Here is a 20,179-nt window from a genome sequence, read left to right on the forward strand (position 1 = left end):
TCTCAGACCGTGCCGAGGAAGGAGAGAAGGTGGGCATTCACCACCTCGGGGGCTTCGATGGGCGCCATGTGCGAGGCGTCGGGAATGATCTCCAGCCGCGCGCCGGCGATGCCCTTCGCGATCACCTGCGAGGCGGCGGGCGGCGTCGTCGGGTCGAGCGCGCCCACCATCACCAGCGTCGGCCTGTCGATCTCGCCGAGGCGCAGCGCCACGTCCAAAGTGGCGATCATGTCCCACATGGCCGCGTGCACCGGCGCATCTGCGGCAAGCAGGGTCTTCGTCACCCGGTCGAGCACGTCCGGGCGGCGGGCGGCGAAGGCGGGGGTGAACCAGCGCTCCAGCGTCGGCTTCAGGATCGCCTCCATGCCCCCTTGCCGCACCGCGGCGCCACGGCCGCGCACCGCGGCGCGGCCCGCCTCGGCGAAGGTGCTCACCGTGTCGAGAAGGCACAGGGCCCGCACCAGGTCCGGCCGGGCGAGGGCCAGGGTCTGGGCGATCATGCCGCCCACGGAGAGCCCCACCACGCAGGCCGGGCCGGCCTGGGCCTCCTCGATCACGCGGGCAAGGTCGCCGGCTGCCGCATCGAAGGTGAGCGGCAGGTCGGGAGGGGACGAGGCGCCGTGGCCGGCAAGGTCATAGGCCACCACGTCGAAGCCGTCGGCGAGGGCAGGGACCTGCCGGTCCCAATAGGTCAGGTCGAGCCCCACCGCATGCACCAGCACCACCAGCGGCGCGCCCGGGCGCCCGCTGCGGATGCGGTTGAGGGTGCGCGGCGCGGTCGTCGCCGCAGCCTCCGGCGCTTGCGAAAGTGCGGTCATGGCGTGCTCCTCCGGGGCAGCTTCATCGTGTGGGCTCAGACGCGAACGATACGCGGCACGCCGGGGCGGGTCTTGGGGGCGGGCTGGTCCAGCTCCGCCTCCTTTTGGGTGAGGATCTCGCTGGCGATGGCGGCGGCATTCGTCACATGCCGGCGGCAGGCCAGCCCGGCCGCTTCGGGATCGCGGCGGGCGATGGCCTCCATGATCTCGCCGATCTCTTCGAGGCTCCTGGCCAGCCGGCCGGGGCGGGAGAGCGTGTGGGCCCGCAGCATGGTGACGCGCCAGTGGATCATGCGCAGCATGTCCTCCAGCACCGGGTTGTGCGCGCCGGCGGTGAGCGCCGCATAAAAGGCGGTCTTCATCACCAGAAGATCGTTGCCCGGCTTGCCGCGGCAGGCCTTCTTGAAGGCGGAGAAGGCGGTCTCCAGCGCCTTGCGCTCGGCGGCCGTGGCGCGCTCGGTGAAGCAACGGCCCGCCATCTCCTCCAGCGTCGCCCGCAGTTCGTAGATGGCACGGGCATCCTGGGCGCTGTAGACGGCGACGATCGGCCCGCGATGCGGGATGATCTGCACGATGCCCTCCGCCGCGAGCTGGCTCAGCGCCTCACGGAGCAGGGTGCGGCTGACCTGGAACATCTCGCACACTTCGCGCTCCACCAGCCGGTCCCCGGGCTGGAACCGGCCTTCAAGGACCGCGCTGCGCAGGGCCTCGATGACCTGCTTCTTGAGCGATGCCGCCTGATGCATGGCCGAGAGGCTGGCTGGCGTGGTCATTGCTGGCTGTCCTTGACTGAATCTGGGTCTATGGCGGACGAAATCAGATGGCGGGCGGCACGTCGAGACGCACCACGATGCCTTCGAGCTCCGGGCGCGGCGGGCGGTAGCGCTGCATCACCAGCGGATCGTGGCCGGGCACGATATGGTCCGGCGTGGGCGCGGCGGCGCGCAGCTTGTCGAACCCCTCAAGCATGCAGCCGATGTGGAAGGCGGTCACATAGGGCCGCTCGGTGTCCATGTTCTCGTAGAAATGGGTGACGTCCGAGGCCAGCACCACGAAGCCGCGGCGGGTGTTCACCCGCACGAACTGCAGCCCGGCCGAATGCCCCGGCGCGGGATGCAGGGTCACGCCCGGCGCCAGCTCCGCCCCGCCCTCGTAGAAGCGGACGCGGCCGGCATAGTTCGCCCGCACCATGCCCACCACATCCTCCACCTCATAGGAGTGGCGCAGGCGGCGGTAGCGCATGTAGCGCCCCACCGCATAATGCATCTCCGCTTCCTGCAGGTGGAAGGTGGCATGGGGGAAGCGGTCGAAATTGCCCACATGGTCATAGTGCAGGTGGGTGAGGATCACGTCCGTCACCGTCGCCGCATCGAGCCCCACGAGCTTGAGCGCCTCCACCGGGCAGCGCAGGAAATCGCGCTGGCGGCGCTGCGCGGTCTCGGCGGTGAAGCCGGTATCCACCACGAAGCTGCGCTCCTGCCCGACGATGGCCCAGACATAATAGTCCAGCGGCATGGGGGCATCGTGGGGATCGCCGCCGATGAAATTCTCGGCCCGCCGCCCGTCCCGCGTCGCGTAGCGGATGGCATAGACCTCGTAGGTGGGAAGGGCATCCGCTCCGCTCATGACATCACTCCCCCGCGCGGGAGAGCCCCGCCACCGGACTGGAAGGCGCGGAAGCGCTCCGCATAATCGTGGATACCGTCTTCCAGCGGAAAGGCGGGCGCCCAGCCGAGCATCTGCCGCGCCGCCGAAATGTCGAGGGAGGCGCGCATGCGGGCGTTCACCTCCTCCAGCGGGGACAGGCCGTCGCCGATCTCGATGTCGGCGCCCGGCAGCAACCGGCGCACGATGCCGGCCACCTCTGTGGCGGACCGGGCCTGCCCGGCGGCCACGTTGAACACCCGCTGCGCCCCTGTCGGCGGCGCCGGACAGGCAAGGCTGCGCACCACCGCGGCCGCGCAGTCCGGCACATAGGTGTAGTCGCGCTTCATGGGCCCGCCCGTGGCGAAGCGCACGGGACGTCCGAGCACCGCCCCTTCCACCATGGGCTTGATGAACATGGGCGTGCGCATGCCGAAGCCGTAGACGGCGGTGATGCGCAGCGCGAGCACGTCCAGCCCGTGGAAGGAGGCGTAGGCAAGGCCGATGGCCTCGCAGGCCATCTTGGTGGTGCCGTAGTGGCCGGCGGGATTGCCACCGGAGATGGAGAAGACCGGGTCGGCCTCCTTCAGCGGCGTGCCGTCGCCCGCGTGGTAGGCGGCATTGCTGGACAGGTAGACGAGGCGCGCCATGGCGAGCTGCCGCGCCGCCTCGCACACGTTCACCATGCCCATCACATTGGTCTGGTAGGTGGCCGCCGGCTGGACCAGCGATGTCTCCAGCCCGACGATGCCAGCGCTGTGCACAAGGGCCTCGATGCCTTCGGCGCGGCACACATCCATGATCCGGGCAAGATCGGTGATCTGCCCCGGGGCATGGATCACCTCGGCATCGCCGAGGACGGCGCGCGCCTCGGCGCCGGGCGGCGCCAGGTCGAAGCTCACCGGCACGTGCCCGGCCGCCTGCAGGGCCACCGCCAGGTGGCTGCCGAGGAAGCCGGAACCGCCTGTCACCAGCACCCGCATGGGCCACGCTCCTTGGTCGGTCCGGGAAGGATGGGCATGGCAGGCGTCCTAGCCGTGGGGCTTCTGCGCCCGCTCGGCGAGCAGGACGCTCATGAGCGAGACCGCATATTCGCTGAGCTGCGGATTGGAGAGCTCCGCCGCCTCGCGCCCGAACTTGCGCAGCAGCACGATGGGCATGGGATCCTGCGCGGCGATGAAGGCGGCCACTTCGAGCGCCGCGGCAAGCGCCGCGCCATGGGGCACCACCTGCGTGACGATGCCGTAGCGCTCGGCATCCGCCGCGGAAATCTCCCGGCTGGTGAGCGACAGCTCGAACCCGCGCTTGTAGGAGACGAAGCGGAACAGATAGGAGAGCACGATCAGCGGCGGCATGCCGTGGGACATCTCCGGCAGGGCGAAGCGCGCATCCTCAGCGGCGACCACATAGTCCGCCTGCGCCGACATGCCGAAGCCCCAGCCGAAGGCCTCGCCCTCCACCGCCAGCACGGTGGGGACCGGAAGCGCGGCGAAGGCACTGTTGACCTTCAGGATGGCGTTCAGGTCCTCGGCTACGTCCGAGGCGCGGGAAAGCCCCTTCTTGCCGATGCGGCCACCGCAGAACACATCGCCCTGCCCCGCCACCACCAGCGCCCGCATGCCGGGGCGGGTGGCGAGGGCGCGGGCCGTGTCGGCCAGGTCCAGAAGTGCCTCGGTGTCGAGATTGTTCTTCTCGCCCGTGCCCACCAGCGTCAGCAGAACGACGCCATTTTCCGTCTCGTCAACGCGAACCGCCATCCTGGGCTCCCTGTCGCGGCAGCATTCGCGGCGCCGCGTTTATTCCGGATGCGCCGGAGTGTGTCACTCCGATCGAGGAATGTAAACTGATTGTACGACAATAATTCCGCACAGCAGTGCTTCGCGTGGGCGCGCCTCAGCAGATGCTCCAGCCGGCATCCACCGGCAAGGCCGCGCCATTGATGTCGCGCGCCTCCGGCATCGCCAGGAAGGCGATGAGGCCACACACCGCCTCCGGCGCGATGAAGCGCCCGCCCGGCTGCTTGGCGGACAGGAAGCGCCTTGTCGCCTCCTCGATGGAGAGGCCTTCCGCCTTGGCCAGCGCCTCGATGCGGGCGGACATGGTGGGGGTAGGCAACGCGCCGGGGCAGATGAGATTGCAGGAAATCTCGGTGCCGGCCACCTCCAGCGCCACCACCCGTGTCATGCCCATGAGGCCGGTCTTGGTGGTCACATAATCGATGCGGCTCGGGCTGGCGAACAGGCTGTAGACCGAGCCCAGGTTGATGATGCGCCCGTAGCCGCGCGCCCGCATACCGGGTAGCACCGCACGGATGGCGTGGAACGGCGCCGAGAGGTTCACGGCCAGCGCCTCGTCCCAGCGGTCCACGTCATAGCTCTCCACCGGCGCGAAATGCCGGACCACCGCATTGTTCACCAGGATGTCCACCCCGCCGAATGCAGCCTCCGCGGCCGCCACGAGAGCCGCGACACCCGTGGCGTCGGCGATGTCCGCCCCATGATAGGCCGCCGCGCCGGACCCGATGCCGTTCAGCTGCGCGAGAGTCTCCGCCATGGCCTCGGCGGGCTCCAGCCCGTGCAGCATGACCTGGCAGCCTTCGCGTACGAGGCGCTCGGCGATGGCAAGGCCGAGGCCGCCTGTGGATCCGGTGACGAGGGCGGTCTTGTCGAGCACGGCGTTTCCTCCTGGTGCCAGCCTTATTGCATGACAATCCTACCAATATAAGTGACTTCAACGGGCCGACGTCAGGGCGCGCCCGTTCTCTGCCGCAGCACCGGTCATGCCGGGGCGACCCCAAGAATCGCCCGCACCGCCGACGGAGGGCTCGGTGCCGGCCTCGGCCAGGCGCTCGGTGTGGCGGATGCTCACATACCGGGCCGACCGCGATCCGAATGAAGGATTATTGTATGCGGAGCGCCCTTGGCCGATCATCGCGACCAGATGAGCTTGTGCTCGCCCTTGTCGCCCTGGACCAGGGAGGCGTAGACCGGGGCAGTGAAGGACGGATCGTCGAGCTTGAGCGCAAGGGCCTCCGAGACGCGCAATCCCGTGGCGGCGATCCGCCCAAACAGCACGACGTAGAGCTGGCGCCGCAAGGGATTGGGTTTCTGACGCCGAGCCATCACACCCGCCCTGTCCGAGCTCTCGTTCGCCTGTTTCAAGCAGGCGATCCCCTACGCTGGGGGGCGCCACGACTGTGCCTAAGGTGCTTACCGTGTGCTTACCGGATTGGCTAAGCCTTGGCCGGTAAGCAGAAAACGCCGCGGAGGGCGCTTGTTAAGCATCTGATTTTCACTCGAGAAACTGGAACGGGCGATGGGATTCGAACCCACGACCCCAACCTTGGCAGGTTGCCAAGGGCAAATGGTGCGGGCGGTCGGACTCGAACCGACATATCCGTAAGGACGGCGGATTTTGAGTCCGCTGCGTCTACCAGTTCCGCCACGCCCGCACGACGGCTTGCCGGAGGCGAAGGCGCCTCCGCGGCAGTTCCGGCCGCTCGCGTTGCTATAGCGGCAAGGAGCCGGCGCGGCAACCGAGCGAGAGCGCTCGGTTCACACCCCCCGCGGCAGCAGGTCGGAGCGCCAGGCGCCCGGCAGGCGCACCACGCTGCGGATGGCGGCCCGCGGCAGGCTCACCCCGCGCCGTTCCGCCGGCGCGGCCTCCGGCGCCAGCGCGGCAAGATAGTCCGCCGCCCAGCGGTCGATGTCGCGCGCCTCCAGCACCTGCATCATCCGCGTGTAGCGCTCGCGCCGTTCGGCCAGCGGCATCTCCAGTGCCCGGCGCAAGGCGTTGGCCATGCTTTCCGTATCGTGCGGGTTCACGATGAGCGCGCCCGTGCCCATCTCGGCCGCCGCCCCGGCGAACTGGGACAGGATGAGCACGCCCGGATCGGCGGGGTCCTGCGCCGCCACATATTCCTTGGCGACAAGGTTCATGCCGTCGCGCAGCGGCGTCACCATGGCCACGTGGGCGGCCCGGTAGAAGCCCGCCAGCGCCGAGCGCGAATAGGTGCGGTTCACATAGCGCAGCGGCGTCCAGGACACATCGGAATAGGCGCCGTTGATCTGCCCCGCCTTGTGGGAGACGTAGCGGTCCATCTCCTGATATTCCGGCACATCGGTGCGGCTCTTGGGCGTGATCTGCACGAAGGTGACCCGCTCGTGCCAGTCCGGCCGGGTCTTCAGGAAGTGCTCGTAGGCATCGAGCCGGTTGGGGATGCCCTTGGAATAATCCAGCCGGTCCACGCCGATGATGAGCTTCTTTCCCGCGAGGCTGTCGCGGAACGATTTGACGAAGGCGGCGCGGCTCGCATGCCGCGCCCGCCGCGCGAAGGCCGCGGTCTCGATGCCCACCGGAAAAGTGCCGAGCTTCACCCGCCGCCCGCCGATGTCGACGCCGATGCCGTCCGGCGTGATCTGGCCGCCGCGGGTTTCCAGGTAATGGGCGAAATTGTCCCGGTCGCCCTCGGTCTGGAAGCCCACGAGATCGTAATAGGCCAGTGCGCCCACCGTCTCGCCGTGCTGCGGCAGGGCCTGCACGATATCCGCCGGCGGCATGGGAATGTGCAGGAAGAAGCCGATGCGGTTCCTGTGGCCACGCTCGCGCAGGTATTTGGCGAGCGGCATCATGTGGTAGTCGTGGATCCACAGGATGTCGTCGGGACGGATGATCTTCTCCAGATGATCCGCGAACATGCGGTTGACGCGGATGTAGCCCGACAGGTCGGAGCGGAAGAATTCGGAGAGATCCACCCGGTAGTGCAGGACCGGCCACAGCACCCGGTTGGCAAAGCCGTTGTAGTATTCCTGGTGGTCGTCGGCCTTCAGGTCGACCACCGCATAGGTGATGCCGGCCTTGCGGGTGACTTCCGGGATTTCGGATGGTTCCGGGCAGATGCGCCCGCTCCAGCCGAACCAGATCCCGCCCCTGTCCTTGAGGGCGGCATTCACCGCCACGGCCAGTCCGCCGGCCGACACCCCAGACCGCTGGGGGACAGCCACACGATTGGATACGACCACGATGCGAGACACGAGGGTCACCTCCGTCGTTGCCGCGGCACCGCCGCGAGGTGGGTGAGGAAAGCGCGAACCGACCGGGGATCGGCAAGCACCCCATGGGTGCCCGGCCGCGGCGCGCCGACCGCGAGCGCGAGCCCGCCGCGCGCGGCCACGGCGCTAAAGCCGGCCTCGTCAGTGAAATCGTCGCCGATGAAGAGGGGAATGCGCCCGGCAAACGGGGGACGGCCCATGAAGTCCGCCACCGCCGTGCCCTTGTCGAGGCGCGAGGGCTTGATCTCGAACACGCAGTGGCCAGGCATCAGGCGCACATCCAGCCGCGCCCCGATGCTGTCCAGAAGCGCGCGCTTGAGGGACGGCGCGGCAGCGGGCGCGGCACGGTAGTGAACGGCGATGGCGGTGCCCTTGTCCTCGGCGAACACGCCGTCGAAGCCGTCCGCCACCGCTTTCACCTCGCGGGCGAGCGCCATATCGAGCGGCGGCGCGGACAGGATCTTGCCGTCAGGGACAAGCCGCATCTGCGCCCCGTGGCTGCCCGCCGCGGCGAAGCCGAACGGATGCAGCAGCAAGTCGAGGGATTGGATGGTACGCCCGCTCACCAGGGCCAGCGCCCCGTCCGCCCGATCCGCCAGCGCGGCCAGAACCTGAGGGAGATGCTCGGGAATCTGCACCGCGTCGGGGTGGTCGGCGAGGTCGATCAGGCTGCCGTCCACGTCGAGGAAGAAGGCGTGCGTGTCGGCACGCACCTGTGCGCAAACCGCCGGAAAAGGCACTTCCGGCCGGTGCGCGTCAGGCGCTTCGCCAGTGACTTGCCCAGTGGCTTGCCCAGTGACTTGGCCAGTGGTCGCGAACGGGTACAGCGCGCTCGGCACGAACCATCTCCTTATCCCATTACAGTCATATCAACGCTCACGGCCTCGCCATGGTTCCCCCGCATGTTTGACGCAATGCCGCCATGCCTGCGCAAACAGGTGCGGACCAACGGAACCGGAAGCCTCGCAGGGCGTTCGATCAAAGGCTCTGAACTTAAGTCAGGGGCACGCGTCGCCCCGCCAGATCGCGGCGCGATCCGGTAGGCGCCTGCTCCAGGGAGAATGGTCGATGCTCGGATGGCACAATGAGTCTACCGCTGACCGGGTCAGCCGCCGGATTGCGGCGCTCAAGGACGAACTGGATGATCTCCAGTCGTCCCTGTGGCCCAAATCCTCCCTGTTGTCCAAGCCGGGCAGCCTGGAGCGGATGGCGTCGGACGCCCAGGACTGGATTTCCGAGCGGGCCGCAGATTTGCCCAAGGTGCACCTGCCCCACATGAACCTGCCCCATCTGAACCTGCCGGACGTGCGGCGGCACCTGCCTGCTCCGCCGCCCTCGATGGCGGTTATCGCCGCTGCCGTGGCAGTGGGCGCCGGCGTGGGCTGCGTGCTATATGCCCTGACGTCGAGAGGCCGACGCCGCCCGGCATCCTTCGCTCCGAAGGGCCACCGTCGAGCGGCGTCGTGAGTGATAAAGTGATTTGGACCAAGACCCGGCCTGATGCCGGGAACAGGCAAGGGAGAACATGATGAAAGCGGCTCTCATGGTGTGCGCGCTGGCGCTGGGGCTGGCGGGCTGCAGCGAGTATTCGCGGCAGGACCGGGCCGTGGGCGGCGCGGTGATCGGCGGCGGCACCGGCGCGCTCATCGGCGCCGCTGCGACGGGCACCGGCACGGGCGCCCTGGTGGGCGGCCTGATCGGCGCCGGCACCGGCGCCATCATCGGTGCCGAGACCACCCCCCGGGCCTGCTGGGCGCGTGATGCCTACGGCAACCGCTACCGGGTGCAGTGCCCCTGAGGCGAATATCCGACGCACGATCAAGGGGCGCCGCGCGGCGCCCCTTTTTTTGACCTTCGGCCGGACCGCCAGCGTGAAAGCCGTAGCGGACAAACGCAGCGGATCAACGCGGCATTTACCTTAAGGCCGCATAAAGAGGGCACTCCAAGCAACTTCGGGCGGGCCCGCACCAGCGGACCCGCCCATCCTTTTCAACGGCCATCGCTACGGCGGCTGACGCCGGCGTCAGGGCACGCGCCGATCAGATTGCATCGCAATCTGATCGGATAATGCGTTCTCTTTCCTTAAGTTCAGAGGGCGATTCACCGAGCAAATTGGTTCAATTTGCTCGGATCGCGCTCTCGTGGTTCGACCGCGACAGATGGAACCCATCTGTCGCGGTAGGTCGAACCACAACCCTTTGACCTGGTGGATCAACTTTTCGAAACGGATGGGTACCGTCCGTTTCGGTTGATCCACTAGGGCGCCCGTCCCCGGCGCATCAGGCCCATCACTGCGGAAATCAGGAACAGCACGATCGCGACGAAGAAGATGATCTTCGCAATCTCGATGGCCGTTCCGGCAATACCGCCGAAGCCAAGAACCGCCGCGATCAGCGCGACGATAAGGAAGGTAACCGCCCAGCTCAGCATTTCAGACCTCCATGCCTGACGAGATGAAACGATGAATGGCCAGCGCACGACCATGGCCGAAAATCCTTCCGGATGTTCCCGTGTCTTCGTGCTCCACGCTCATCCATCCCTTGTCCATCCAACGGCAGAGCTGTGCCGTGGGTTCCGGCCGTGGCGCGAAAGTGAAGCCGCGACCTGCTGGAACCAAAGGCGCAATGGTGCGTTTCTGGTCAGGCTGAGACACAGGAGTGGAGGAGCGGCATGAGCGAACCGCGAAACGTGCCGACGTCCGGCAGCGGGCCGGCCAGCACGGCGCCCCACGGCTACGACCGCGCGGAGTTCCGCCCCGGCGAAAGCCGCAGGGATTATCCACGTCGGCCCCGGGCGCCGGACGAGGAGCGTCGCCTGCTGCGCGAGGCCGAAGCCGCCCTGGCGGGTCCCGATCGTCGGCGTGATATCGACCTCGACCTGGCCGGCAGCGACGGCGAAGGTGATCGAACGCCGGATGGCAAGGTGCGGCCCTCGCGTCTCTATCGCGAATGAGGGGAGCATCGCTTCCCGCCCGCGGCAGCGCGGGCCGGATCTTGCGACCAAATCGAATCAAGTGTCATGTTGCAACGCACGCGGGCGGATGTCAGATGTGGAAACCGCCCGCGTCTGTTTAGAAGAACCGCCATGCGAACGGCACGCCCCGAAGGCCCCCTCGATACCCCCATGACGACGCAGCACCAGAAAGAGGCCAGCGGCATGCGAACGCCTCACCGTCGCGATATCTCCGCACGGCAGGACCTTTTGGGCCGTGAGCTTCGCCAGCTGTTTGATGACTACACGCAGGAAGACATGCCGGACGACCTGCAGAAGCTCGCCGAGCAGCTTCAGGCGGCATTCGAAGGCCGCGGCGAAGACGAATCCGAGCCTGTTCAAAACGGCAAGGACGAAGTCGAGGCCGGCGAGCCCGGGCCGGACGGCGCCGAACGCTGAGCCGGGCATTGTCCGTTGGCGCTGGCCGGCCCGAAAGGATGCCAGCCAGCCGCGCAACGGGGGAATGCATATGTGTGAATTGCAACTGTAGAGACTTTTGCCGCCTCCCGGCGTTTGCTACGTCATCGCAAGGTGAATGGTCACAGTCCGCCAGGGGAAGATGGCACCAAGGATCAATTTTTTCTGGATGGGCGACCGTCTCGGGCCCATTCACGCCGCCTGCATCAGATCCTTCGTCCGGCATGGGCACGATGTGGTGCTGCACAGCTATGGCCGGCCCGTGGATACGCCGGACGGTGTGACGCTGTTCGACGCCGCGGCCCTCATGACGCAACAAGAGCTTATCCGACACAGGCCCACCGGGAGTCCGGCTCTTGGCGCGAACCGCTATCGCTACCGCCTGCTGAAGGCGGGCATGGGGATTTATGTCGATTGCGACGTCTTTTGCCTTCAGCCCTTTCCCGACGAACCCTACTTGTTCGGCCTTGAACAGAACGGGCAGGTGAATAATGCGGTCCTGGCCATGCCGCCCGACAGCAAGCTCTTGCAGGATCTTGTTTCCGCAACGGAAGATGACTATTTCATTCCGCCGTGGGTGCGCAGAAGCGACCGGCGCGTGTGGCGCCTGCGCAAGGCGATGGGCTTTCCTCGTCATGTGGCTGATCAGCCCTGGGGGACCTTCGGCCCTCAGCTGGTGACCTACATGATCCAGAAGCACCACTTGATGAAGATGGCTCAGCCGATCGACATCTTCTATCCGCTGCATCACCAGCAGACGTCCCTGCTCGCCCAGGCCGGCCTGCGGATCGCCGACATGGTCACGCCCCGCACGCTCGGGTTGCACCTCTACAACCACAGCCTGAAGGGATTGGAGCCCGTCGACGGCAGTCCGCTGCACGAGGTCATCCAGTCGTAGCGGCGCGTGCTCCAGGCCTGACCCTCGGGGAGGCCATTTTCCACTGGGCTTTTCCGCGTGCCGCAGCCCCCTTTAACCCGTTCGCAACGCCGCCCTCGGCAAGGTGCGGCGCATGTCACGCGTCTCCTTGTGGTTCCTTCTCCCTGCGCTGCTCCTCGCAGGCGCGCTCACCGGCTGCCGTTTCGGGCTCGAAACGCGCGATCCCTGGCGCGTGGAAGCCGAGGAGCAATGCATCGCCCAGAAGGGCGTGGTCGCCTCCGCCTTCATGGAGCCCGTCCCGGCCATCGACGGGCCGGGCATGTGCGGCATGGAGCATCCCTTCCGCGTCACCGCCCTCGCCGAGGGCAATGTGGTGCTGGAACCGGCGGGCAAGCTCGCCTGCCCGGTCATCCACCAGGTGGATATGTGGGTGCAGGACGTGGTGCAGCCCGCCGCACTGGCCTGGTTCGGCCAGCCGGTGGTCGCCATCAGCCAGATGTCGGCCTATTCCTGCCGTGGCATGAACGGGCAGGCTGGCGCCAAGATTTCCGAGCACGCTTTCGGCAATGCCCTGGACGTGGGCGCCTTCCGCATCGCCGACGGGCGGTGGATCACCGTGAAGAACGGCTGGAAGGGCACCCAGGAGGAGCGCGGCTTCCTGCTCCAGGTGCAGGCGGGAGCCTGCGAGCGCTTCACCACCGTGCTGGCGCCGGGTTCCAACGTCTTCCACTACGACCACATTCATGTGGACCTGATGCGCCACGCGAAGGGCCGCACCATCTGCAAGCCGGCGCCCCGGCCCATGCCGGCGCCGCTCATCGCCAAAGCCCCGCAACCGGGGACGCCGCAACCGGACTTCGCGCCGGCCGCCGGCCCGGCGGAGGCCCCGCCCTACACCCCGGCGGGCTATACACCCCAGCCGCAGGCCGCCCCGCCGCCGCCTCCCGCACGGGAAACCCCGCCCTCCTTCCTGTCCAACATCTTCGCGCCGCGCCCGGCACCCGCTCCGGTGGAGGAGCCGCCGCCCCTGCCACCGCCGACCGCGGTGATGCAAAGGCCGGCCATCACCTCGTCCCCGCTGCCGCCGCCGCCTTCATCCCTGCCGCCGTCGTCCCTGCCGCCCGCCTCGGTGTCTTCGGGTCGCGGGCCGGCGCAGCCGCCTTATCCCGCCGCGCAGCAGCCCCCGGCGCCCCAGGGGACGCCCCCCGGCTGGCAGGTGGGCCCGCAAGGCGTGCCCATGTCCTATGGGCCGTCCAGCAACCCCGAGACCGGCTCGGTGAAGCGCAAATATTACACGGCGCCGATCCCCCAGGCCTCCACCATCCCCCTGCCCAAGGCGAAGGCGGGAGAGGATTGATACCCATGGCCCGTGAGCCTTGCTCATGGGCCATGGGTCAAGCCGCCCTCCACCAGCCCAAGAAGGTGAAGAGCCGGCCCCCATGCGCCGGGCCTCGACCTTCGGCTTAGGCTGTTGGCCGCATCGGGCGTGCCGACCGGCCTGCTGAACGCGCAGACCGCCCGTGCGCTCGGCGCAGGGCTGGACGCCCTGATCGATGCCGCGGCCTGCGCCGTCACCGCCAAAAGAGTAGCCGCTGGCAAGGCCTTGCGCTTTCCGGACCCGCCGGAAACCGATGCCTTCGGCCTGCCGGTGGGTATCCTGGCCTGATCGGGATTTTCTCTTAAGTCGAATTCCGGCCGCAGCCCCCCTCTCGCTATGCGCGATGGGATGGGCTCATGACACGGACGGTCTCGCCATGCCTCACGCGCGTATCCGCCTTTCTTCCCTCGCCGACAGGATCGTCTCCGCCGAGGAGGCGGCCGCCCACATCCAGGACGGGATGATCGTGGGCATGAGCGGGTTCACCCGCGCGGGAGAGGCCAAGGCGGTGCCCATGGCGCTGGCCGCCCGGGCGAAGGAAGCCCATGCCGCCGGCACGCCGCTGAAGATCACGCTGATCACCGGCGCCTCGCTGGGCAACGACCTCGACAAGCAGATGGCGGAAGCCCACCTGCTCTCCCGCCGCATCCCGTTCCAGTCCGACCCCGCCTTGCGCAAGGCCATCAATGCCGGCGAGGTCATGTTCGTCGACCAGCACCTGTCGGAGACGGTGGAGCACCTGCGCACCAACCAGCTCGGCCCCATCGACGTGGCGGTGATCGAGGCGGTGGGCATCACCGCGCAGGGCGGCATCATTCCCACCACCTCGGTGGGCAATTCGGCCACCTTCGCCATCCTCGCCAAGAAGGTGATCGTCGAGATCAACCTGACCCAGCCGGCGGAGCTGGAAGGGCTGCACGACATCTACATCCCTACCCGCCGCCCGTTCCGCGAGCCGATCCCGGTGGTGGCGCCGGAGAGCCGGGTGGGCCTGCCCTTCATCCCGATCCCGGCCGAGAAGATCGCGGCCATCGTCATCACCCGGAAGCTGGACAGCGCCTCCACCGTCCTGCCCCCGGACGCGGAGACGGCGGCGATTGCCTCCCACCTCATGGACTTCCTGAAGCACGAGGTGAAGATCGGCCGGCTCACCAACCGCCTGCAGCCGCTCCAGGCCGGCATCGGCACCATCGCCAATGCGGTGATGCACGGCTTCATCGACAGCCCGTTTTCCGACCTCACCATGTATTCGGAGGTGCTGCAGGATTCCACCTTCGACCTGTTCGACGCCGGCAAGCTGAACTTCGCCTCGGGCTCGTCCATCACCCTGTCCAAGACCAAGCATGACCAGGTGATGCCGCGCATCACCGACTACAAGTCGCGGCTCATCCTGCGCCCGCAGGAAATCTCCAACCACCCGGAGATCATCCGCCGGCTCGGCATCATCGGCATCAACACGGCGCTGGAATTCGACATTTTCGGCAATGTGAACTCCACCCATGTGGGCGGCACCCACATGATGAACGGCATCGGCGGCTCGGGGGATTTCGCCCGCAACGCCTATCTCTCGGTGTTCGTCACCAAATCCATCGCCAAGGGCGGCGCGCTGTCCTCCATCGTGCCCATGGTGAGCCATGTGGACCACACCGAGCACGACGTGGACATCCTCATCACCGAGCAGGGCCTCGCCGATTTGCGCGAGCTGGCGCCCCGCGAGCGGGCCCGCGTCATCATCGACAATTGCGTCCACCCGCTCTACCGCGACGCGCTGGACGACTATTTCGCACGGGGGTGCGCCCGCGGCGGCCACACCCCGCACATCATCGAGGAAGCCCTCTCCTGGCACGTGAAGGCGCGGGAGACCGGCTCCATGCTGCCCGAACAGGCGCTGAAGATCGCCTGAGGGCCACGCCGCCGTTTCCCGGACCAGCGACGGCGCAGCCGGAGCGCCGAGCCGGGACCCAGTGCACAAGTCCGCCGAAGGCGCTTCCAGACCTGATGGCGGGGCAAACGGGCATGCCCCCCATGCCGCCCCTCCATACCCCTCATGCCCCCACCGGGGGCCTGCCGGCTGGCGATGCGCGCCCAATGGTGATAGGCGAGCGGCATTCTTTCAGCCGGAGCCGTTAAATGACCGCCGATATCCGTCCCGTGACCCGCGCCCTCCTCTCGGTGTCGGACAAGACGGGTCTCGTGCCATTCGCGACGGCCCTTGTTGCCCACGGGGTGGAGCTGGTCTCCACCGGCGGCACCGCCAAGGCCATCGCCGAGGCCGGCCTGCCGGTGAAGGACGTCTCCGACCTCACCGGCTTCCCCGAGATGATGGACGGACGGGTGAAGACCCTGCACCCCAAGGTGCACGGCGGCATCCTCGCCATCCGCGCCGACGCCGGCCACCAGGCGTCGCTGGCCGAGCACGCCATCGCCCCCATCGACCTCGTGGTGGTGAACCTCTATCCGTTCGAGGCCACCGTCGCCCGCAAGGCGGATTTCGACGAGACCATCGAGAATATCGACATCGGCGGCCCGGCCCTCATCCGCGGCGCGGCCAAGAACCATGGCGACGTGGCGGTGGTGGTGGAAGCCGCCGACTACGAGGCGGTGCTCAATGAGATCGCCGCGCATGGCGGCACCACCCTGCCCCTGCGCCGCAAGCTGGCCCAGAAGGCCTATGCCCGCACCGCCGCCTATGACGCGGCCATCTCCAACTGGTTCGCCCGCGAGCTGAAGGAAGAGACCCCCACCTTCCGCGCCTTCGGCGGCAAGCTCATCGAGGCGCTGCGCTACGGCGAGAACCCGCACCAGTCTGCCGCCTTCTATGCCTCCGACGAGATCCGCCCCGGCGTCGCCACGGCGCGGCAGGTGCAGGGCAAGCAGTTGTCCTACAACAACATCAACGACACCGACGCCGCCTTCGAGGCGGTGGCCGAGTTCCACCCCGCCCGCACCGCGGCGGTGGTGATCGTGAAGCACGCCAACCCCTGCGGCGTGGCGGAAGGCGCCTCCCTCGCCGAGGCCTATGCCAAGGCGCTGGCCTGCGATCCGGTGTCGGCCTTCGGCGGCATCATCGCGGTCAACCGCACACTGGATGCGGATTCCGCCCGCGCCATGGTGGAGATCTTCACCGAGGTGATCGTGGCCCCCGACGCCACGGAAGAGGCCATCGCCGTGGTGGCGGCCAAGAAGAACCTGCGCCTGCTGCTCACCGGCGCCCTGCCCGACCCGCGCGCGCCCGGCCTCACGGTGAAGACTGTGGCCGGCGGCCTTCTGGTGCAGGGCCGCGACAATGCCAGCGCCGACGACCTGGACCTGAAGGTGGTCACCAAGCGCGCGCCCACCGAACGGGAGCTGACCGACCTGCGCTTCGCCTTCCGCGTGGCCAAGCACGTGAAGTCCAACACCATCATCTATGCCAGGGACCTCGCCACCGTGGGCATCGGCGCCGGCCAGATGAGCCGGGTGGATTCGGCCCGCATCGCCGCCCGCAAGGCGCTGGACGCGGCCGAGGCCCTGGGCCTCAAGGAGCCGCTCACCAAGGGCTCGGTGGTGGCCTCCGACGCCTTCTTCCCCTTCGCCGACGGCCTTTTGGCGGCGGTGGAGGCGGGCGCCACGGCGGTGATCCAGCCCGGCGGCTCCATGCGCGACAACGAGGTGATCGCGGCGGCGGACGCGGCGGGCCTCGCCATGGTGTTCACCGGCGTGCGCCACTTCCGCCACTGAGGATCGGCGGGAAAGCCCTCTCCCGCTTGCGGGGCCTCTACGAAAACGCCTCGAGCTGCCGTCCTCCCCTCTCCCCTCGCGGGAGAGGGGTTGGCGGTGAGGGGGCGGTGCCACCCGAAAACGCCCGTCTGCTCAGGACCGAGCACACCCACCACCCCGGCCCTCTCCCGCAAGGGGAGAGGGGGCGCGAGGCCCGGCGGCCGGGACAGCAGCGCCCGCCCCTACCCCGCCAGCAGCTTTTCCACCAGAAGGCGGTCCACATAATGCGGGCCGTCGAACACGAAGACCTCGAAGCCGTCATACGCCCGAAGCTGGGGCAGCAACTCGGCGGCCGTGGCGGCGCGCAAGAGGTCGCCGCCGGCCGGGCGGAAGGCCTCGGCGATCAGCTTGAAGCGCTCCTGGCCCAGCCGCTGCGACAGCACCTGCGCATAGGCGCGTGCCGCCTCCGGACTGCGGGTATGGACGCCCACCCCGTCCTGGAAGAACAGCCCCACGTCGGACGGCAGCCAGCCCTCGACCCAATCGGCGAAGGCCTTGGCGCCCACGTTGGAATTGTCGTAGGCGCTCACCCACAGCGGCCGGGGGATATCGGCGAGCGCCGCCGCCATCTGGCCAACCCCGGTCCAGGTCGGGTCCGCCTCCACCGGGAAATAAAAGCCCGCGGGCGTGAACGGCAGGCTGTGCCGCGCAATCCGCGCCGACAGCGCGCCGAGCGCCAGCACGTCGGCCCGCGCCTTGGGCTCGCTGAAGCGGCCGGCGAGGCCGGCGATGATGGCCTGCGCCCACGGCTCGCGGGCGATGCGGGTCCAGTTGGGTGCGTCCGCGATCAGCGGCAGGCCAAGGCCCGGCAGCGGCACGAAGGCGGTGCCGTCGGCCACCAGCCATTGCACCAGCAGGCTGCGGGCGCCGAGTTCATTCCAGTCGCCGCGCGGATCGAGCACGCCGCCATGGACCTGCCAGACGATGCCGTCCATCAGGCGCGGCGCGCGGCCGAACCGCCGCAGGGCCAGATCCAGCCCCATGAGGCCGGCCCCGACCGCTGCCGTGGCGCCGATGGCAAGTGCCGCGCGGCGGCTCACCCCGGTCATGGGTTGCCCCATGAGAGGCTGGCCCCGACCGGCAGATGAAAGGGCCTGATCCGCCAGCTCACAGGGCGGCGACGGCGAGCCGGCGCTCCTGCTCGCGCACGGTGGCCTGAATGGCCTCTTCCGTCACGATGCCGCAGCGCACGAGATATTCGCCGATCCGCCCGTCCACATCGGGGTGGTATTGCTCCATGGCCGCCTCGAACGCCTCGCGCTGCATCAGGCCCTTTTCCAGCAGCAGCTCGCCCAGCAGCGGCGGCGCGCGGTGGCCCTCGATGCCGGGGGTGACGCCGCGCAAGAGGCGCAGGCCGCCATTGATCTCGCTTTCGCGGGCGACGCGCTGGGCCGGCAGGCCACCCACCGCGGCGCGCACCTCCTCCCGGGCCTTCTCGCCGAGGGGGGACGAGACCGCCACCACCAGATGTCCGGTCTCGTCGCGCCCGACAGGCAGCAGGCGCCGCCGCACCATCAAGTCGAGGGGCAGAAGATCGTGGAACTGGCGCACCATCTGCTCGGTCACATGGGTGCGCGGCAGGCCGGACTGGAAGGCGATGGCCTCCGCCAGCGTCTCCTCGTCGAGCCAGCCGCGGGAGACAAGGATGCGGCCGAGGGGCTGCTGGTGCTCGTCCTGCGTCGCAAGCGCGGCGTCCACCTGCTCCGGCAGCACTGCCTGCCAGGTGAGCAGCAGCTCGCCGAGCCGCTGGCGCTGCTGGCCCAGTTCCGCCTGGTCGGGGAAATCGTGCGCGGTCTTGTCCCAGACGATGCGGCGGCCGAACAGGATGTTGGCGAGGAACAGCCGCCACGCCCGCACGGTGGCGGCGAAATTGACGAAATTGCCCATCACCACCCGCGGCACGGACATCAGCCCCTGTTCCCAGCCATAGACCCGGGCGACGAAATAGAAGCGCTGCACCAGCCGCAGCGCGAAGGCGAGCGCATTCGCGGTGAGCACCGCCAGCAGCCACGCCTCGGTGGCGAAGATGGAGGGATAGCGGGCCGGCAGCCAGCCGAGCTTCTCGGCGGCGAGGAAGATGAGGAAGTGCGCCGCCACCACATAGGCCAGCACCGCCACGATGGAGGTGACGATGCCCTTGCGGTCGCGGAACAGGAAATATTTGGTCGCAAGGCTGCCGCGCCAGCCCATGGTGCCCCAGCCCTGGAAGGCGATGCCCAGCCCCCAGCGCGCCTTCTGCCGGTAGGAGGTGCGGAAGGTGTCGGGGAAAAACTCGCGCACGCACAGGGGCATGCGGATGACGCGCTCGATCTCGCGCCCGAAGCCGAAGAGGGTTTCGCGCTTCACCCGGTAGTCCACCGGCAGGCGGGCGATGATGGACTGCATGCGCGCCTCGGCGAGGCGGGCGCTGATGTCGTAATCCTCGGTGAGGCTGCCGGTGTTGAAGACCTCGCCATCCCCGTCGGCGAGAAGATACAGCATGGCCTTGCGCGAGAAGCAGGTGCCCACCCCGGCGGAGGGCACGGAGCCGGCGATGCTCTCGCGCACCACCAGGTCCTTGGCGTGCCATTCGGCGAACTCGTCCATGTAGATGCCGGCCACCAGCTCGGACCAGTGGCGCTCCAGCGACAAGACCGGGATCTGGATCAGGTCCTTGCGCGGCAGCAGATAGTTGAAGAAGCGCAGTTCGAGGGGGTGCAGCACGTCCTCGGCGTCGTGCAGGACCAGGCCGGCGAACTCGGTGCCCGTCCGCTCCTCGTGCTGGAAGATGGCGCGCACGATGGCGTTGAGGCAGTCCGCCTTGTTGGTGGGGCCGGGGTTCTTCACCTCCACCCGCACCAGCTGCTTGTAGCGCCGGCGCATGCGCTCCACCTCGGCGATGGTGTCGGGATCGTTGGGGTAGGTGCCCACGAAGATCACGTAGCGCCGGTAATCGAGCACGCTCACCATGTTCTCGATCATGGCCGCGATCACGCCGGATTCCAGCCAGGCGGGAATCATGATGGCGAGCGGCTGCTCGTCCCGCTGGTAGAGGGCAGCGGGAGTGAGCGGGCGGATGAACGGTTCGATGACGAAGCGGCGGTAGATCCGCCGCCCCCAGTACCAGGCATCGACGAACAGGTCGTCGAGGGAGGAGATCAGGATGATCACCGCCACCACCGCCGCGGCGTATTCCACCACGCGGATGTAATCGGCCAACAGGAACGGCCAATAGAGGGGCAGTGCGTCGAGCGACATGGCGGTG

General features: G+C 68.3%; 20 protein-coding genes, 1 tRNA gene and 1 pseudogene. 9 read left to right on the plus strand and 13 right to left on the minus strand.

Going from position 1 to position 20,179, the window contains the following annotated elements; all coding sequences use genetic code 11:
* Positions 1 to 2: 2 nt before the first annotated feature.
* The 10 genes and pseudogenes from V5F48_RS16280 to otsB all read right to left on the minus strand — a co-directional run bounded on the left by V5F48_RS16280 (position 3) and on the right by otsB (position 8,352).
* On the minus strand, positions 3 to 818 hold the full coding sequence (locus tag V5F48_RS16280; RefSeq protein WP_394259547.1) for an alpha/beta fold hydrolase: 816 nt from the start codon (positions 816 to 818) through the stop codon (positions 3 to 5).
* 35 nt (positions 819 to 853) lie between these two features.
* On the minus strand, positions 854 to 1,591 hold the full coding sequence (locus V5F48_RS16285; protein WP_394259548.1) for a GntR family transcriptional regulator: 738 nt from the start codon (positions 1,589 to 1,591) through the stop codon (positions 854 to 856).
* Positions 1,592 to 1,634: 43 nt separating this feature from the next.
* Positions 1,635 to 2,444 carry an N-acyl homoserine lactonase family protein gene (locus tag V5F48_RS16290; RefSeq protein ID WP_394109986.1) on the minus strand — a complete coding sequence of 270 codons (810 nt, stop codon included), beginning with the start codon at positions 2,442 to 2,444 and terminating at the stop codon, positions 1,635 to 1,637.
* Positions 2,441 to 3,445 (minus strand): NAD-dependent epimerase/dehydratase family protein, encoded by a 1,005-nt coding sequence (locus tag V5F48_RS16295; RefSeq protein WP_394259549.1) that lies wholly within the window; start codon positions 3,443 to 3,445, stop codon positions 2,441 to 2,443. The genes V5F48_RS16290 and V5F48_RS16295 overlap by 4 nt, the downstream gene beginning before the upstream one ends.
* A gap of 48 nt (positions 3,446 to 3,493) precedes the next feature.
* On the minus strand, positions 3,494 to 4,219 hold the full coding sequence (locus V5F48_RS16300) for an enoyl-CoA hydratase/isomerase family protein (protein WP_394259550.1): 726 nt from the start codon (positions 4,217 to 4,219) through the stop codon (positions 3,494 to 3,496).
* Positions 4,220 to 4,355: 136 nt separating this feature from the next.
* A complete protein-coding gene (locus tag V5F48_RS16305) occupies positions 4,356 to 5,135 on the minus strand; it encodes an SDR family NAD(P)-dependent oxidoreductase (RefSeq protein WP_394259551.1) in 780 nt (259 codons plus the stop codon).
* A gap of 254 nt (positions 5,136 to 5,389) precedes the next feature.
* A pseudogene (locus V5F48_RS16310) lies at positions 5,390 to 5,494 on the minus strand (DUF736 family protein); the annotation flags it as partial.
* A 332-nt stretch (positions 5,495 to 5,826) separates the two neighbouring features.
* Positions 5,827 to 5,913: transfer RNA gene (locus tag V5F48_RS16315), tRNA-Leu, on the minus strand.
* Between the two features lie 103 nt (positions 5,914 to 6,016).
* Positions 6,017 to 7,495 (minus strand): alpha,alpha-trehalose-phosphate synthase (UDP-forming), encoded by a 1,479-nt coding sequence (otsA, locus tag V5F48_RS16320; protein WP_394259591.1) that lies wholly within the window; start codon positions 7,493 to 7,495, stop codon positions 6,017 to 6,019.
* A 5-nt stretch (positions 7,496 to 7,500) separates the two neighbouring features.
* Complete coding sequence (otsB, locus tag V5F48_RS16325; protein ID WP_394259552.1) at positions 7,501 to 8,352, minus strand: trehalose-phosphatase; 852 nt, start codon at positions 8,350 to 8,352, stop codon at positions 7,501 to 7,503.
* Between the two features lie 229 nt (positions 8,353 to 8,581).
* On the opposite strand from otsB, the gene V5F48_RS16330 reads away from it, so the two are divergent.
* Together V5F48_RS16330 and V5F48_RS16335 are read left to right on the plus strand one after the other, a co-directional pair.
* Entirely contained in the window at positions 8,582 to 8,980 is a 399-nt protein-coding gene (locus V5F48_RS16330; protein WP_394259553.1) for a hypothetical protein, read from the plus strand.
* 61 nt (positions 8,981 to 9,041) lie between these two features.
* Positions 9,042 to 9,311 carry a YMGG-like glycine zipper-containing protein gene (locus tag V5F48_RS16335; RefSeq protein ID WP_394259554.1) on the plus strand — a complete coding sequence of 90 codons (270 nt, stop codon included), beginning with the start codon at positions 9,042 to 9,044 and terminating at the stop codon, positions 9,309 to 9,311.
* 458 nt (positions 9,312 to 9,769) lie between these two features.
* On the opposite strand, the gene V5F48_RS16340 is transcribed toward V5F48_RS16335, so the two are convergent.
* The gene (locus tag V5F48_RS16340) at positions 9,770 to 9,943 is read right to left on the minus strand and encodes a DUF1328 domain-containing protein (RefSeq protein WP_282642402.1); all 174 of its coding nucleotides are present in this window, start codon (positions 9,941 to 9,943) and stop codon (positions 9,770 to 9,772) included.
* 240 nt (positions 9,944 to 10,183) lie between these two features.
* Between V5F48_RS16340 and V5F48_RS16345 the strand changes: the two genes are divergently transcribed.
* From V5F48_RS16345 to purH, 7 genes are all read left to right on the plus strand, one after another.
* Positions 10,184 to 10,465: a hypothetical protein gene (locus tag V5F48_RS16345; protein WP_394110004.1), complete on the plus strand. Its 282-nt coding sequence runs from the start codon at positions 10,184 to 10,186 to the stop codon at positions 10,463 to 10,465.
* A gap of 171 nt (positions 10,466 to 10,636) precedes the next feature.
* On the plus strand, positions 10,637 to 10,903 hold the full coding sequence (locus V5F48_RS16350) for a hypothetical protein (protein WP_394110005.1): 267 nt from the start codon (positions 10,637 to 10,639) through the stop codon (positions 10,901 to 10,903).
* A 187-nt stretch (positions 10,904 to 11,090) separates the two neighbouring features.
* Positions 11,091 to 11,819 carry a hypothetical protein gene (locus V5F48_RS16355; RefSeq protein ID WP_394259555.1) on the plus strand — a complete coding sequence of 243 codons (729 nt, stop codon included), beginning with the start codon at positions 11,091 to 11,093 and terminating at the stop codon, positions 11,817 to 11,819.
* 112 nt (positions 11,820 to 11,931) lie between these two features.
* A complete protein-coding gene (locus V5F48_RS16360) occupies positions 11,932 to 13,155 on the plus strand; it encodes an extensin-like domain-containing protein (RefSeq protein ID WP_394259556.1) in 1,224 nt (407 codons plus the stop codon).
* Positions 13,156 to 13,269: 114 nt separating this feature from the next.
* On the plus strand, positions 13,270 to 13,464 hold the full coding sequence (locus V5F48_RS16365; RefSeq protein ID WP_394259557.1) for a DUF429 domain-containing protein: 195 nt from the start codon (positions 13,270 to 13,272) through the stop codon (positions 13,462 to 13,464).
* Positions 13,465 to 13,552: 88 nt separating this feature from the next.
* Complete coding sequence (locus tag V5F48_RS16370; RefSeq protein WP_394259558.1) at positions 13,553 to 15,079, plus strand: succinate CoA transferase; 1,527 nt, start codon at positions 13,553 to 13,555, stop codon at positions 15,077 to 15,079.
* Positions 15,080 to 15,306: 227 nt separating this feature from the next.
* Entirely contained in the window at positions 15,307 to 16,896 is a 1,590-nt protein-coding gene (gene purH / locus V5F48_RS16375; RefSeq protein WP_394259559.1) for a bifunctional phosphoribosylaminoimidazolecarboxamide formyltransferase/IMP cyclohydrolase, read from the plus strand.
* Positions 16,897 to 17,117: 221 nt separating this feature from the next.
* Here purH and V5F48_RS16380 read toward each other — a convergent pair whose 3' ends face one another.
* Together V5F48_RS16380 and V5F48_RS16385 are read right to left on the minus strand one after the other, a co-directional pair.
* The gene (locus V5F48_RS16380) at positions 17,118 to 17,984 is read right to left on the minus strand and encodes a hypothetical protein (protein ID WP_394259560.1); all 867 of its coding nucleotides are present in this window, start codon (positions 17,982 to 17,984) and stop codon (positions 17,118 to 17,120) included.
* A gap of 58 nt (positions 17,985 to 18,042) precedes the next feature.
* Entirely contained in the window at positions 18,043 to 20,172 is a 2,130-nt protein-coding gene (locus V5F48_RS16385; RefSeq protein WP_394110013.1) for a glycosyl transferase family protein, read from the minus strand.
* Positions 20,173 to 20,179 lie beyond the last annotated feature (7 nt).

Source organism: Xanthobacter autotrophicus ATCC 700552 (genome assembly GCF_043194565.1).
In the GTDB taxonomy this organism is placed as follows: Bacteria; Pseudomonadota; Alphaproteobacteria; order Rhizobiales; family Xanthobacteraceae; genus Xanthobacter; species Xanthobacter autotrophicus_F.

Bases quoted from the DNA above. Each gene is read 5' to 3' on its own strand.
- V5F48_RS16355 (WP_394259555.1), top strand. From the start codon at position 11,091: ATGGGCGACCGTCTCGGGCCCATTCACGCCGCCTGCATCAGATCCTTC.
- V5F48_RS16285 (WP_394259548.1), bottom strand. From the start codon at position 1,591: ATGACCACGCCAGCCAGCCTCTCGGCCATGCATCAGGCGGCATCGCTC.
- V5F48_RS16340 (WP_282642402.1), bottom strand. From the start codon at position 9,943: ATGCTGAGCTGGGCGGTTACCTTCCTTATCGTCGCGCTGATCGCGGCG.
- V5F48_RS16345 (WP_394110004.1), top strand. From the start codon at position 10,184: ATGAGCGAACCGCGAAACGTGCCGACGTCCGGCAGCGGGCCGGCCAGC.
- V5F48_RS16300 (WP_394259550.1), bottom strand. From the start codon at position 4,219: ATGGCGGTTCGCGTTGACGAGACGGAAAATGGCGTCGTTCTGCTGACG.
- V5F48_RS16295 (WP_394259549.1), bottom strand. From the start codon at position 3,445: ATGCGGGTGCTGGTGACAGGCGGTTCCGGCTTCCTCGGCAGCCACCTG.
- V5F48_RS16330 (WP_394259553.1), top strand. From the start codon at position 8,582: ATGCTCGGATGGCACAATGAGTCTACCGCTGACCGGGTCAGCCGCCGG.
- V5F48_RS16280 (WP_394259547.1), bottom strand. From the start codon at position 818: ATGACCGCACTTTCGCAAGCGCCGGAGGCTGCGGCGACGACCGCGCCG.
- V5F48_RS16380 (WP_394259560.1), bottom strand. From the start codon at position 17,984: ATGACCGGGGTGAGCCGCCGCGCGGCACTTGCCATCGGCGCCACGGCA.
- V5F48_RS16370 (WP_394259558.1), top strand. From the start codon at position 13,553: ATGCCTCACGCGCGTATCCGCCTTTCTTCCCTCGCCGACAGGATCGTC.
- V5F48_RS16350 (WP_394110005.1), top strand. From the start codon at position 10,637: ATGACGACGCAGCACCAGAAAGAGGCCAGCGGCATGCGAACGCCTCAC.
- V5F48_RS16335 (WP_394259554.1), top strand. From the start codon at position 9,042: ATGAAAGCGGCTCTCATGGTGTGCGCGCTGGCGCTGGGGCTGGCGGGC.
- purH (WP_394259559.1), top strand. From the start codon at position 15,307: ATGACCGCCGATATCCGTCCCGTGACCCGCGCCCTCCTCTCGGTGTCG.
- V5F48_RS16360 (WP_394259556.1), top strand. From the start codon at position 11,932: ATGTCACGCGTCTCCTTGTGGTTCCTTCTCCCTGCGCTGCTCCTCGCA.
- V5F48_RS16385 (WP_394110013.1), bottom strand. From the start codon at position 20,172: ATGTCGCTCGACGCACTGCCCCTCTATTGGCCGTTCCTGTTGGCCGAT.
- V5F48_RS16290 (WP_394109986.1), bottom strand. From the start codon at position 2,444: ATGAGCGGAGCGGATGCCCTTCCCACCTACGAGGTCTATGCCATCCGC.